Annotated in this window: 8 protein-coding genes and 1 pseudogene; 3 read left to right on the plus strand and 6 right to left on the minus strand. The window is 67.2% G+C overall.

All coding sequences use genetic code 11. The features are described 5' to 3' along the window. Positions 1-100 precede the first annotated feature (100 nt). Together EJO66_RS22770 and EJO66_RS22775 are read left to right on the plus strand one after the other, a co-directional pair. Entirely contained in the window at positions 101-499 is a 399-nt protein-coding gene (locus tag EJO66_RS22770; protein WP_125966237.1) for an ArsR/SmtB family transcription factor, read from the plus strand. 153 nt (positions 500-652) lie between these two features. Then, positions 653-946: a hypothetical protein gene (locus EJO66_RS22775; RefSeq protein ID WP_125966239.1), complete on the plus strand. Its 294-nt coding sequence runs from the start codon at positions 653-655 to the stop codon at positions 944-946. A gap of 29 nt (positions 947-975) precedes the next feature. Here EJO66_RS22775 and EJO66_RS22780 read toward each other — a convergent pair whose 3' ends face one another. Both EJO66_RS22780 and EJO66_RS22785 read right to left on the minus strand, forming a co-directional pair. Continuing rightward, the gene (locus EJO66_RS22780) at positions 976-1,734 is read right to left on the minus strand and encodes a Crp/Fnr family transcriptional regulator (RefSeq protein ID WP_125966241.1); all 759 of its coding nucleotides are present in this window, start codon (positions 1,732-1,734) and stop codon (positions 976-978) included. Between the two features lie 22 nt (positions 1,735-1,756). Continuing rightward, positions 1,757-2,428, minus strand: coding sequence for a hypothetical protein (locus EJO66_RS22785; RefSeq protein ID WP_240648693.1), 672 nt, complete (start codon positions 2,426-2,428; stop codon positions 1,757-1,759). Positions 2,429-3,044: 616 nt separating this feature from the next. On the opposite strand from EJO66_RS22785, the gene EJO66_RS22790 reads away from it, so the two are divergent. Continuing rightward, complete coding sequence (locus tag EJO66_RS22790; protein ID WP_206168885.1) at positions 3,045-3,500, plus strand: exopolysaccharide biosynthesis protein; 456 nt, start codon at positions 3,045-3,047, stop codon at positions 3,498-3,500. A 20-nt stretch (positions 3,501-3,520) separates the two neighbouring features. Here the strand turns inward: EJO66_RS22790 and EJO66_RS22795 are convergent, their stop codons facing one another. The 4 genes and pseudogenes from EJO66_RS22795 to EJO66_RS22805 form a co-directional block, all read right to left on the minus strand. Then, on the minus strand, positions 3,521-4,354 hold the full coding sequence (locus tag EJO66_RS22795) for an OmpA family protein (RefSeq protein WP_125966243.1): 834 nt from the start codon (positions 4,352-4,354) through the stop codon (positions 3,521-3,523). A 29-nt stretch (positions 4,355-4,383) separates the two neighbouring features. After that, a complete protein-coding gene (locus EJO66_RS22800; RefSeq protein WP_240648696.1) occupies positions 4,384-11,949 on the minus strand; it encodes a YadA-like family protein in 7,566 nt (2,521 codons plus the stop codon). 327 nt (positions 11,950-12,276) lie between these two features. Then, a pseudogene (locus EJO66_RS33310) lies at positions 12,277-13,140 on the minus strand (ESPR-type extended signal peptide-containing protein); the annotation flags it as partial. A 756-nt stretch (positions 13,141-13,896) separates the two neighbouring features. After that, the gene (locus EJO66_RS22805; RefSeq protein WP_124962206.1) at positions 13,897-14,331 is read right to left on the minus strand and encodes a DUF4019 domain-containing protein; all 435 of its coding nucleotides are present in this window, start codon (positions 14,329-14,331) and stop codon (positions 13,897-13,899) included. Positions 14,332-14,458 lie beyond the last annotated feature (127 nt).

The raw sequence follows: 14,458 nt of genomic DNA on the forward strand, positions 1-14,458 counted from the left end.
TAAATAGTCAAGTGATTGATAATTTGATTTCGCAAAGACCAGTATGAGAAGCGAGGGCTCAGGCATGATTGCGCCAGATCAACATCAGGCGTGTCCGAGCATGGAAGGACTTTCCGACGATGCGTTGGTGCAGGTGGCAGCGTATTTCCAGGCGCTGGCCGAGCCGACGCGGCTGCAGATTCTCAATTTCCTGCGCCAGCAGGAGCGCAACGTGGGCGAGCTGGCGCAGTTGTGCGGCTACAGCTCGGCCAACATCTCCCGGCACCTTGCGCTGCTGACCCAGCATGGACTGGTGTCGAGGCAGGCCCGGGGGAACAGCGCCTACTACAGGATCGCGGATCCGGCGGTCTACGAGCTGTGCGATCTGGTGTGCGGCAACATCGCGCGGCAGCTGGAGCGCACCGCGCCCAAGCGCGCCGCATTCGCCGAGCCCGCCGCGCGGCGCGCAAGACCGCGGCCGTCGCCGACCCGTGCATCCTCCTCCACCAAGCGCGGGTGAACGCAGCCGAGGTTTCCGTGACGACGCCTGTTTCGTCCTGAAGATCTGCACCGCGTTTCCCGCAGCTGGGCGAAGGACTTTTTTCTGCTGCAGCAGGTGAGGAAGATCACAGCCTGCCGCGCGAGACGCAGTCATACCGGCACGATGGCTTGCATGAACAACCGTCGCGAGCTGCAACACGGCCATCTGAAGCATGCAACGCGTGAACCGGCGCATTCGAAGGCGCATCCGGCCGCACCCGCGAGCGGTCCCTTCCTCAACTGCTCATGCGGTCTTGCACATCTGGAGCGCATCCATCGGCGTTGGTGGATGAAGCTCTTTCCCTGGCTGCGGTTCTATTGCTGCAGCCGATGCGGAAAATCGCAGCTGGCTTCGAAGCGGGCGGTCAGCTTCGCGATCACGTCTCTCAGGAGTGGGGGAGAGACGGCTCAGATGCCTGTTCGCTGATCGGGCAACTGGCGATGCCCCCGGGAAAATCAACCTTGCTTCGGTCCGGCGTTGCCCGCGTCTTCCGGCACGGTGAACAACTCGGGGTCGAACATCGGATGAGCTTCCTGAGCTTCAGCGGCGGATGCGTCCTGCGCATTTGGAAGCAGGCTGCCGAAGTCCGTCGAGGCGAAGTTCGGCGGGATGTGGATGCCTTTCTCGTCGCGGCGGACCAGGCCGCGGCTCTCCAGGTCGCGCATGGTCTTGTTGACCACCTCGCGCGAGAGCCCCGAATACGATGCGATGACCGCCTGGGTGATGCGCTTGTCGTAGCCGCCGGTGCCCGCTGGCGCCAGCTGGGTCAGCTCATGGAGCACGCGGCCGACCAGGTTCTCGGCCGACAGCGACGAGATCCGGCGCAACTGGCCGCGAATCATGGTGATGCGCTTCATCGCAACCTCGAGCAGGCCGATGGTCACCTCGGGGTAGGTCGAGCACAGCCTGCGGATCGCGGCAATCGGCATCAGGTAGACCGAGGAGGGCAGGGCTGCGACCAGGGTCGACGTGGTCTGATAGCGGTCCTCGCCCAATGAAGGACCGAGGAAGAAATCGCCCCTGCGGATGAAGTCGGTCGTGACGTCCCGATCGACGGCTCGCAGCAGGCCGCTGGCCACGCAGTAGATGCGGTCGGTCCAGGTGTCCGCAAGAAGCACCGTCTCGTTGCGCCGGTAGGACCGCAGTTCGCTGCTGCGGATCAGGGCGGCGCGATCGGCTGGCGGCACGCTGGCAATGAGGGGATGGAGGTACATGGCGAAAGTTATGTCGGCCACCTCATTTGCAGTCCGCCTGAAGCAGCCGGAACAGCGCCTCGATGCGGCTTTGCTCTTCGGCCTCGTGCAGGGCGCGGCCCCGCAACCAGAGCCTTCCCGCCTTTCTCTCGACATGCACGTCGTAGACGCGATCGACGCAGTCGACCACGACATCCGGCGCGAGCCGCTCCTGCGCGGCCCACAGCGCCAGCTCGATCTCCGCGGCGCCCATGCGCCTGGACGCACGCATCGCGATCCAGTCCGCATGCAGCCGCGGCAGTGCCGTCATGCCGCGCACCTTGAGCGGCTCGCTGCCGAGATTTGCCAGCAGTTCCTCGAGCTGCCCGCCGCCGGAGCGCTGCGAGAGCGTGGAGCCGCCGGCCGTGCAGGCGGCGCTGGTGCGAAGCAGGAAGCAGTCGTCGCGCAGGCAGCTCAGGTCGGTGTCGGCCGAGGCCAGCAGGCTCGCGCGGATCCGGCGCCTGATCTCGCGGCTGACACCCGCGGCAACTTCCGGCCCGTCGGTATCGACCAGCTGCGCGAAATTGGCGATGAAGAAGAGCGCGCACACCCTGTCGGGCAGCGGGCTGCGGTATCGCTCTCTCGCCGCGGCGGCGTCGGTGGCGCCGCGACGTTTCGCAGGCAGTAGATGCGCCAGGGCCGCGCGCCACCGCGGCCCGAAGAGCCTGTTTTCCATCCGTGGCAGGGCGATCGTTCCATCGCCTGCGTGACACCACTTTCTCTGCATTTGGCATGACCCTGAATCGTTGAACCATCTCTTTTGACCCGCTCGTGAGCGGTCTTCAGGGAATGCTACGGAGCAACATGCCGCTTGACATCGGGTTTCGAGTCGTGGATGTGTTCCGAATCACAATCTGACACATTTGGCGGTCGGAGGTGGGCAGGGTCCTCGTTGAAGCGGGCTGCGGGCCGGCCGCCGCGAGCACGGCAATACAAACCGGCGCAGAGGAACAGGCGCAACTACAGCCGCCGTTGGAGGCGTTTCAAGCTCATTGTGTGGTGACGGGTCTTGGCCAGCACTCCCACAAAATGGTGAGTGGCCGATGAGCGACACGGCTTCGATCGTGGTGTCGCCGCGCCTACGCCGATATGAGCATCGCCCTACAGCGCAGCCGACGCCTGCCTGCGAGGCTGTCCCAACAAAAAAGGGCCTGCCATGAGCTCCAGCGGCGAAATCCACAGCGTCTCGGACATCCTGAAGCGGCTCGAGGAACTCGCGGCAAAGGGTCCTCGCGTGAACGGTGGCGCACTGGTTGGGGGCCTTCGGCAGCCGAAGCTATGGTCCCCTGCTGATGCTTCCGCCCCTGCTGGAGATATCGCCCCTGGGCGGCGTCCCGGGCTTTGCGAGCACCATGGCCGTCGTGGTGGCGCTGGTCGCCGGCCAGATGATGTTCGGCCTGGAATGCTGCTGGCTGCCGCGGGTGTTGACCCGAAGTTCCGTGTCATCCGCGAAGATCCGCCGCGCCTCTGAAAAGATGCGACCGCTCGCCAGGCGGCTGGACCGCTGGTTCCATGGGCGGCTTCGCAAGCTCACGCGGGGCACGGCCGTTCGAGCGGCCGCGATCGCGTGCATCCTTCTGGCCTGCACGGTGCCGCTGCTCGAATTCGTGCCGTTTGCGAGCACGGCGCCGATGGCGGCCATCGCCCTCTTCGGACTCGCGCTTCTCGTGCACGATGGCGCGCTGATGGTGGCCGCGTTCGTTGCTGCTGCGGCTGCCATCGTGTTCATGGCGATCGTGCTTGCGTGAGGCGCGAAGCCGCGCGGCGTTCAGCGTTCTGCGAAGACTTCGATTTCGACGCGGCGGTTCGGTGCCAGGCAGTCGATCAGGGCCGCACGCGCCGTTTGCGTGCACTGCACCTTCGGCTCGGATTCGCCCTTGCCTTGCACCTGTATTTTCTGCGCCGGCACGCCGGCCTGAACCAGGTAGTCGCGCACGGTGTTGGCACGCGCCAGCGAGAGGGCGCTGTTGTAGGCCTGGCTGCCGAGCCGGTCGGTGTAGCCCGTCACCTTGACGGTATCCGCTCCCTTGATGTCGCCGGCCAGCGCATCGAGCTTGCGGCGCCCCTCCGGCAACAGGTCGGCGAGCGACCGGCCGTCGAAGCGGAACAGGCCATCGGCACCCAGCGTGGTCCGGCGCGGTGCCGCCGGGCTCGCGGCGGCCGGCCGCTCGGCCGCCGGCAGCGCACGCACCCCCAGCACGTCGCCGCAGCCGGCCGGCAGCCAGTGGAAGGTCTGCGCCTTGTAGTCCTTGTCGAAGATCGCCTTGTACTGGCAGGTGGTCACGCCGCCGCCGGCCTTGCGGAAGTGGAAGATGTAGTCCCACTCGCGCGGGCCCGCCATGCCTTCGCGGAAATGCGGACGGCCGAGCAGGTCGTACAGCTGGTCCTTGGTGACGCCGGGCGCTACGGCGCGCAGGTTGTCCAGGTTCGGGAAGGTGCCTTCCTTGAGCCATGCATCGTTGTCGATGTTGGGGAAGATCACTTCCGTGGCCTTGCCGTCGTCGGTGATGCCGCGGCTCACGTAGGAGCTGCAGCCCTGCAGCAGCAGCAGCGCTGCGGCGCCCGCTGCAATGGCCGAGAAGCGATGGATTTGCGTTGTCATGATGTTGTTCCTCTTTTGATGCAGCCGGCTTACCAGTGGAAGCCCGCACCGGCCGCCACGCCGACCTTGCCGCGCGAGTTGGCCGAGCCGCTGAACTTCACGACCCACCGGCCGTTGTCCGAGAGCTTCGACACGCCGATGGCGAGCGCAGCCTGGCCGTCGAAGCCCGCCACGCCCGCGGACACCATGCTCTTGCCCGGGATGTAGGCCTGCGGCATGTTAGCCATGGCCATCGCACCGGCCGCGCCCGCGCTGGCGTCCTTGGCAATGCTGCGGATCTCGCCGCCCAGGGCGTTGACGCGCGCGTCGGTGTAGGCGTTGGCCCCCGCAATGCCGCTGTTGAGCTGGTTCACGTTGACCGCATCGGTGCCCGCGACGCCGGGCGCCACGTTGTGCACCGTGACCGGCCCGGTCGCGTTGCTGCCGCCCATCGACACGCTGTTGTAGTTGATGGAGCCATCGGGGTTGGTGTCGTACTTGACGGTCGACTGGTCGATCACCGCCACCTGGCCCTGCACGCCGCGCAGCTGCGAGACGTTGACCGCATCGCTGTCGGCCGAGCCCGCGGCCACGCCGGTGATCTGGCGGAACTGGCCGTTGGCCGCATCGCCCACGGACACCGCCGCCAGCGTGCTGGTGGTGGCGCCGATGGCGATGCGCTGCGCCTCGGTGGCCGTGGGCGGCACATAGCCGGCCACGCCCGCGGCGGTGGAGGCCACCGAGCCTGCGCCCAATGCCACGCCGCCGGCTTGCGTCACGCTGGTGCCCGCGCCCAGCGCCACGCCCTGCACGGCCGCGGCCGAAGACTGCGTGCCCAGCGCAATGGAGTCGGCCATGTGCGAGATTGCACCCTGGCCGATCGCCACGCCGCCCGGCGCGGTCTGCTGCACCACCGCGCCGTTGCCGATGCCGATGCCGTTGTTGCCGTTGACCACCGTCTGCGGGCCCACCGCCACCGACTCGGCGCCGATGGCCAGCGAATCGGCCGCGCTCGAGTTGGCATGGAAGTACAGCGTCGGCGTGACCGCGAAGGAGGTCAGCGCGCCCGCGAGCTGGCGCACCGTGACCGCGTCCTGCGCCTGCGTGCCGTCGGCCACGTTGGTGATCTGGCGGTAGCTGGTGGCGCTGCCCAGGGACAGGGCGCCCAGCAGGGCGCGGTCGGTGGTGTTGTAGCTGATCAGCGAGCTGCCCGCCGGAATGCTGCCGGTGGAGGGCGCCACGAAGCGGTCGGAGACCGCGCCCGAGCCGATGGCCACCGCGCCGGCGACCGTGGCGCTCGCGTCCTTGCCCGAGGCGATGGCGTCGACACCTGTGGCGCCGAGGTTGTCCTCGTTGCCCCCGCCCGTGGAGTTGACGCTGTAGTACCTGATCTTGTTGGCCGTGACCGTGGTGCTCAGGTTCTCGATCGACTGGTTGGTGGCGAACAGCTGCGAGCCGTTGATGGCATCGGTCGAGCCGCCCGAGATCCGGCCGGCCGCCACATTGGTGATGGTGCGCTCGGCGCCCACCGCACCCACGCTCACCGTGCTCACCGGCGTGGTGCCGGCGAAGTTGTAGGTCGTGCCGTTGATCACCGTGCTGGCCGTGCCCACCGCCGCCACCGTGGTGGAGCCGCCGCCCAGCGCCACGTCGTTCGCGTTGGTGGCGACCGCATTCGGGCCGATCGCGACCGAATCCGTACCCAGCGCCAGCGAATCTGGCAGCGTCGAGTTGGCGTGGAAGTACTTGATGCCCCCGCCGTTGTTGATGTCGCCGATCGTGTTGCCCAGGTTGGTGATCTGCGTGGTGTTCGCCGTCACCTGCTGGTTGGTGGCAAAGAGCTGCGAGCCGTTGATGGCATCGGTCGAGGTGTTGGAAAGCCGGCCCGCCGCCACGTTGGTGATGGTGCGCTCGGCGCCCACGCTGCCCACGCTCACCGTGCTCGTCGGCGTGGTGCCGGCGAAGTTGTAGGTGGTGCCGCCGATCACGGCGTTGGCCGTGCCGACGGCCGCGGCCGTCGTGGAACCGGAACCCAGCGCCACGCTGTTGGCGTCCGCCGCGGTGGCCCCGAGGCCGATGGCCACGGCCGATGTCCCGGCCGCCGCCGCATTCTTGCCTGACGCGATGGCGTCGGCCCCGGTGGCGCCAAGGTTGTCTTCGTTGGTGCCGCCGGTGGAGTTGACGCTGTAGTACTTGGTCTTGTTGGTCGTGACCGTGGTGCTCAGGTCCTCGATCGACTGGTTGGTGGCGAACAGCTGCGAGCCGTTGATCGCATCGGTCGAGCTGCCCGAGATCCGGCCTGCCGCCACGTTGGTGATGGTGCGCTCGGCGCCGGCGGCGCCCACGCTCACGGTGCTCGCCGGCGTGGTGCCCTGGAAGTTGTAGGTCGTGCCGTTGATCACGGCGCTGGCCGTGCCGACGGCGGTGGCTGTCACCGAGCCCGAGCCCAGCGCCACGTCGCCCGCACTGGCAGCCGCCGTCGCGGCATTGCCGATGGCCACGCTGCCCGCCTTGCCGACCGCACCGGCCGTGGAGCCATTGCCCAGTGCCACCGATCCCTGGCCGATCGCCTTGTTGCCATTGCCGATGGCGACCGCGCCGTTGGCCTGGTTGGCCGCGGTGGCCGAGGCCGTGCCGTCGCTGTTGGCGGTGTTGTTGGCACCGCCGGTAAAGGCACCGGTGCCGCTCGCATAGCTCGGATCGCCGATCACCACGGCGCCGTCGCCGTAGGCCGTGTTGCCCGAACCGATCGAGATCGACTTGCCGCCCGTGGCTGTGGCTCCCTTGCCGATGGCCACTGCTTCAGCCGAATCGGCCGTCGCGCCGCTGCCGATCGCCACGGTGTCCGCGGCGCTGGCGCGCGAGCCGTTGCCCATGGCCACACCGCTGGCACCGGCCGCCAAGGCGTTCACGCCGGCGGCCAGGGCATTGATGCCCGTGGCGCCGTCGTTCGCATAGTTCCCCTGCTTGGTGCCGTTGTCGTTCACGCTGTAGTAGCGGATCTTGGCCGCGTCCACCTGGGTGGTCAGCTGGCTCACGTTCACCGCATCGGTGGGCGCCACACCGGGCGCCACGTTGGTGATGACCGTGTTGCCGGCGTTGATGCCGGTGAGCGTCACGCTCGGGCCGCCCGTGATGGTGAGGCCGTTGTTGTTCATCACCGTGCCGCCCGTGGTCACACTGGTGAAACTGGGCGTGGCGCTGGTGGCGATCTGCACCTCGGCGCCGTTCTGCGTGATGGCGATGTTGTTGCCCGCCGTGTAGGTGGCGGTGCCGCCGGGCGCGATGTTCTGCACGCTGGTGCCCGTGGCGGTGCCGGTGCCCGTCTGGGCCGTGGTCACGTTCCAGCCCTTGCCGGCGGTGGCGGCCACGTCGTCGATCGCCGAGTTGGTGGCGAACAGCTGGCTGCCGTTGATCGCATCGGTCGAGGTCTGGGAGATCCGGCCGGCCGCGACGTTGGTGATGGTGCGCTCGTTACCCACGCTGCCTACGCTCACCGTGCTCGTGGGCGTGGTGCCCTGGAAGTTGTAGGTCGTGCCGTTGATGACGGTGCTGGCCGTGCCGACCGCAGCGGCTGTCACGGAACCCGAGCCCAGTGCCACGCTGTTGGCGTTCGCAGCTGTCGCACCCAGGCCGATGGCCACTGCCGAGGTCCCCGCGGCCGTCGCGTTCTTGCCCGAGGCGATCGCATCGGCACCCGTCGCGCCGAGGTTGTCCTCATTGCCGCCGCCGGCGGAGTTCACGCTGTAGTACTTGGTCCTGTTGGCCGTCACCGTGTCGTTCAACTGGTCCACGTTCACCGCATCGGTGGGCGCCACGCCGGGCGCCACGTTGGTGATGACCGTGTTGTTGGCATTGATGCCGGTGGTCGTCACGCTCGGGCCGCCCGTGATCGTGAGGCCGTTGTTGTTCATCACCGTGCCGCCGGTGGTCACGCTGGTGAAACTGGGCGTGGCGCTGGTGGCGATCTGCACCTCGGCGCCGTTCTGCGTGATGGCGATGTTGTTGCCCGCCGTGTAGGTGGCGGTGCCGCCGGGTGCGATGTTCTGCACGCTGGTGCCCGTGGCGGTGCCGGTGCCCGTCTGGGCCGTGGTCACGTTCCAGCCCTTGCCGGCGGTGGCGGCCACGTCGTCGATCGCCGAGTTGGTGGCGAACAGCTGGCTGCCGTTGATCGCATCGGTCGAAGTGCCGGAGATGCGGCCGGCTGCAACGTTGGTGATGGTGCGCTCGGCGCCCGGAGCGCCGACACTCACAGTCGAAGTCGGCGTGGTGCCCTGAAAGTTGTAGGTCGTGCCGTTGATCACGGCGCTGGCCGTGCCGACTGCCTTGCTCGTCGTGGAGCCCGAGCCCAGTGCCACGTCGCCCGCATTGGCGCTCGCTGTCGCACCGGAGCCCAGTGCCACGCCGTTGACTGTGCTGACCGCGGCGTTGGTGCCCATGGCCACGCTGCCGGTGGCCGCCGCGGTGGTGCTGGCGCCCACGCCTGCGGCAATGGAGTTGATGCCCTGCGCCCCGTCGTTGTTGACGTTGCCCCCGGCCACGCCGTTGTCGTTCACGCTGTAGTACTTGGTCTTGCTGGCCGCCACTGTGTCGGTCAGCTGGTCCACGTTCACCGCATCGGTGGGCGCCACACCGGGCGCCACGTTGGTGATCACCGTGTTGTTGGCATTGATGCCGGTGGTCGTCACGCTCGGGCCGCCCGTGATCGTGAGGCCGTTGTTGTTCATCACCGTGCCGCCGGTGGTCACGCTGGTGAAACTGGGCGTGGCGCTGGTGGCGATCTGCACCTCGGCGCCGTTCTGCGTGATGGCGATGTTGTTGCCCGCCGTGTAGGTGGCGGTGCCGCCGGGTGCGATGTTCTGCACGCTGGTGCCCGTGGCGGTGCCGGTGCCCGTCTGGGCCGTGGTCACGTTCCAGCCCTTGCCGGCGGTAACGGCCACGGCATCGATCGCCGAGTTGGTGGCGAACAGCTGGCTGCCGTTGATCGCATCGGTCGAAGTGCCGGAGATGCGGCCGGCTGCAACGTTGGTGATGGTGCGCTCGGCGCCCGGAGCGCCGACACTCACCGTCGAAGTCGGCGTGGTGCCCTGGAAGTTGTAGGTCGTGCCGTTGATCACGGCGCTGGCGGTGCCAACCGCAGCGGCCGTCACCGAGCCCGAGCCCAGCGCCACGTCGTCCGCGTTGTTGGCCACCGCCGTGTCGCCGAACGCCACCGCACCGGCGGCCAGCGCGCTGCTGGTGCTGCCGATCGCCACGCTGCCCTGGCCGACCACCGTGTTCCGGTAGCCGATGCCGACTGCGCCCTGCGCCGCCGTGCCGGGGGTGCTCACGGCCTGGCCGCCGCCGCCGACCATGTTGGTGTTACCCATCGCCACCGAACCATTGCCGGTGGCGGTGTTGTCCAGGCCCGAAGCGATCGCGCCGTTGCCGGTCGCGGTGTTGGGGTCGCCGATGGCCACGGCGCCGTCGCCGTTGGCGACGTTGCCGGCGCCGATGGCGACTGCGCGGCCACCGGTGGCCCTGGAGGCCCGGCCGATGGCAACCGCGTCGTCGGCGTCGGCGACGGATTCACCGCCGATGGCAATGGCATTGGCACCCGATGCAAGGGCGCCTTCGGTTGCATTGCCGCCGATGGCGACCGAGTTGGCGCCCGTGGCGCGCACGGCTGTGCTCGCGCCGGTGCCGCCCGCACCGAGCGCCGTCGCATAGCTGGCAGTCGCCTGTGCCACTGTGCCGAGTGCTGTCGTCCAATCCGCCAGGGCCTTGGCCTGCACGCCGAATGCCGTGCCGAAGTTGGTGGTTGCCTGTGCTGAGGTGCCGACCACTGTTGTCCAGTCCGCAGCGGCGTCGGCCAGCGTACCGATCGCCGTCGAGCCCAGGCCGCTGGCCGTCGTGCTGGTGCCGATAACGATGGAGTTGATGCCCGAAGCGGTGGAACCGTTGCCGAAGGCCATCGCTCCGTCGGCCACGGCGGAGGTGCTCACACCCAGCGCCGCCGAATTGAAGCCCGTGGCCGTGTTGTCGAAACCGACGGCCAGGGAATTGCCACCACTCGCGCTGGAACTGGCACCGAGAGCTGTGGTGTTCTGAGCGGTCGCAGTAGCACTCCAGCCCGCTGCGTACGCAAAGTCGGCAGTGGCCTGAGCCGCAACGCCGCTCGCCATCGAATTGACGCCGGTGGCACCGTTGTTGGTGTAGTTCGCCTGCTGCGTGCCACCGTCGTTCACGCTGTAGTAGTGGGTGGGCGTGCTGGCGGCGATGGCCTGCACCGCCTGGTTGGTGGCGTAGAGTTGCGAGCCGTTGATCGCGTCGGTCGAGGTGCCGGAGATCCGGCCGGCTGCGACGTTGGTGATCGTGCGCTCGTTGCCTGCGCTGCCCACGCTCACGGTGCTCGTGGGCGTGGTGCCTTGGAAGGTGTAGGGGGTGCCGCCGATCACGATGCCGGCCGTGCCAACCGCAGCGGCCGTCACCGAGCCCGAGCCCAGCGCCACGTCGTCCGCGTTGTTGGCCACCGCCGTGTCGCCGAACGCCACCGCACCGGCGGCCAGCGCGCTGCTGGTGCTGCCGATCGCCACGCTGCCCTGGCCGACCACCGTGTTCCGGTAGCCGATGCCGACTGCGCCCTGCGCCGCCGTGCCGGGGGTGCTCACGGCCTGGCCGCCGCCGCCGACCATGTTGGTGTTACCCATCGCCACCGAACCATTGCCGGTGGCGGTGTTGTCCAGGCCCGAAGCGATCGCGCCGTTGCCGGTCGCGGTGTTGGGGTCGCCGATGGCCACGGCGCCGTCGCCGTTGGCGACGTTGCCGGCGCCGATGGCGACTGCGCGGCCACCGGTGGCCCTGGAGGCCCGGCCGATGGCAACTGCGTCATCGGCGTCGGCGACGGATTCACCGCCGATGGCAATGGCATTGGCGCCCGATGCAAGAGCACCCAGGGTGGCATTGCCGCCAATGGCGAGCGAGCCAACGCCGGTAGCGCGCACGGCGGTCGCAGCGTCGGTTCCGCCCGAGCCGAGCGCGGTGGCGTTGTCGGCCGCAGCATTGGCCCGCGTGCCGACCGCCACCGCATCCAGGCCGGTTGCCCGGCTGACGATGCCCAGTGCGACGGCGCGATCTTTCGAGGCCGTCACATCCGTGCCGATGGCGATGGAGCCCGCCGCCAGCGCGCCCGACCCGACCAACGTGCGCGCGCCAAGATTGATGGAGTTGATCTCCGACGCGATCGCCTGGAAGCCGATGGCAATGGCGTTGCGGCCGGCTGCGCTCGTGTTGGTACCTTGCGCGACGGCGTCCAGGGCGGACGCTTTTGCCTGGGAGCCGAGGGCGATCGCCCTGTCCGCGCTCGCATTCGCGTTCAGGCCGATCGACGTGGTTTCGCTGGCGGCGACGCCGATGCCTGCGTTGGTGCCGATGGCAACGTTGTCGTTGCCGCTGACCAGGCTGCCTGCCGAAGCGTCCAGGGTGGCGTCGTAGGCGACCGTGCCATCGCCCGAGCCGAAGGCGACGTTGCGCGTTCCCGTGACGCCCGAACCCGCGCCCCGCATCACGCTCGCAATGCCTCCGCCTATGGCCGTGTTCTGCGCGCCGGTGACCAGCGTGCCGGCGGCAATGCCCACGGCGACCGAACCCGTATTGGTGGCCGTCGAGCCCGCGCCGGCACCCTGGCCGACGGCAACCGTGCTCGTCCCGACAGCGATCGCTTGCGCTCCGAGCGCAAGCGAACTGTTCCCTTGCGCCTGAGCGGCGTTGCCGACGGCAGTGGCTGCCTCGTTGCTTGCCGTTGCCAGACGGCCGGCGGCGAACGAGTTGGCACCGCTGGAGCTGGCACCAGAACCTATCGAAGCGGAGTTTCCTCCACTGGCACTGGCGAAAGAACCCACAGCGCTGGCACCGACTCCGGTGACGCTGGCGGACGCACCAATTGCGGTCGCATTGGTGGCGCTCGCGGTTGTCCCGGACCCCAATGCGGTGGCATTGATGCCGGTGGCATCGGCATCAAGGCCAATGGCCTGCGCGCCGGACTGGGTCGCAGTGGCGTCCTGGCCCATGGCGATCGTAAGGCTGCCGCTCGCCACGGACCTTACGCCGATCGCGATCGATGTAATACCGCTCGCAGTGGCGGTGTTGCCGAATGCGATGGAATTGGTCCCCGACGCCGCGGCAGCGGGGCCGATCGCCGTGGCGCCATCGGCGCTCGCGTTGGCGATGATGCCGACCGCCGTAGCATTGATCCCGGTCGCCTTGCTTTGGGTTCCTATCGCAACGGCGTTGGCCTGCGCTGTCACATCCGTGCCAATTGCGATGGCGCCGCCAGCCAGCGCGCCTGTCCCAGCGGCGGTGCGGGCCCCCAGATAGATGGAGTTGATGGCTGCGGCCTCTGCCCCGAAGCCTACGGCAATGCCATTTTGCCCGGCGCTATGGGAGCTATACCCTACTGCGAGCCCGCCAAGGACATCGGCGCGCGCGAGAGAGCCCAGCGCGGTAGCCCCGATTCCCGAAGCCGTGGCGTTAAAGCCCATGCATGAGGCGGTGCTGTTGTACGCATTCCAAGGCGCCACATTGCAAGTCACCGACTGCGCCTGCACCGACGAGGTCCATCCCATCCCGCCCACCGCCATCAGCGTGGCCACGATCCCGACAAACTTGCCGAGGACCTTTGAGGTTCCCGCCGGCCACGATGCCTCGGCAGCCGGGCCACTCACCAGGGCGCGCGAAGACCCCTTCTTGCCCCGGCTCGATGCGAGTTCCGAGGCGGCCACCCAGGCGCCCAATGCCTCATTCCAGATGCTGCGGTACGACTTATTCATGCATTTCTCCTCGATTGTTCAAGACGCCAGAAGCCTTGCTCCACGGCAAGCGGGATCCATGGATGGCATATGCCATAGAACCTTTAGAAATAATTGCAAAACCTTTTTCTCAATTGCAATTAAACGGAAACATTTTTTGGCGGATCTTAAGAGATTGCGGAGGAATGCAACTGGCGTGTGGTGGATTCACGTCATTGCGGCATTGCAGCAATTAAATATTTTTATCGGACTGGCTTGGCGGGTAGTAATGTAAATTCATTATTAATTGAAATGCATAACATATATTCTTGGTGTTCTTTTTGAAAATTGCTATTAATAATTTAATGTAAATAGTAATACCAAGTATTTAGATGTTGAATTTATTGCCACGGGTTTCCGTAGTAATCGATTGAAAATTCATATCAATTACTTTCCGGTGGTAGTGCACCGAATTGGAGTGCTCCAAAATTGGCCGTCACCGAATTGACGTGCAGCGAATTTGCACGGCGACGAATGCGGGCCCGATGCGTTGCCGTGTGGGGAGGGCGAGGCCGGGGAGGGGCGCTGCCGGAAGACGGTGAACCGATCTGGCTCGCGAGGCGCCTCGGTGCGAGCTGCTGCCGATGGCTACGGCTCGCACTCAGGAGGCGGTGCGGCGATCCGTCGAGAGGGAGGGGGAGATTGCAGCTGCGAACGCCCGCCGCCTTGGGGCATTCGCCAGGCAGACGCGCCGCGGGAACCGCGGCGCATCGAAGGGGGTGGCTTGGCGGGAGCGGCTTAACGCAGCACGTAGCCGCTCAGGCGCCACGTGCCGCTGGGGTCGAGGCGAAAACTCGTCATCTCGCGCACCACCCGGTTGCCGGCGTTGGCAAAACGGGTTTCGTATTCGACGTTGATGTATTGGCCGGCCACATCGGGATCTTCGTTTGCAACCAACTGGCGATTGACCGAGACCCACGTGCGCTGCTGCGCCGCACCGAGCGGCGACCGCGACGCCTCGACCTGGCGAACGAACTCGGGACGTGCAACCCGCTTTTTGGTGGCGGGGCCCGAGCCGTCCCAGAGTTCGCCGCTCTTGCCCTGGTCCACCAATTGAATGGCCTGCAGGCCGCCGCGAACCATGTTCGTCGGATCGGCGTCCTGGGCCGAGGCCACGCTCATCCAGCTCGCCAGGAATGCGGCGCCGAGCAGAAGTTTGCTTTTTGAGGTCATGTCAGGTCCGAGAGGGATGTTAATTTCAATATGTAAGTATGCCGATTCACATGTGGCACTTTCATGGTGCCATTCGTTTATAGCACTCAGGATTGATGCGCGAATGCAGTTGCCGCCCTGCGATGGC

Origin of the sequence: Variovorax beijingensis (genome assembly GCF_003951285.1) — a bacterium.
Lineage (GTDB): Bacteria > Pseudomonadota > Gammaproteobacteria > Burkholderiales > Burkholderiaceae_C > Variovorax > Variovorax beijingensis.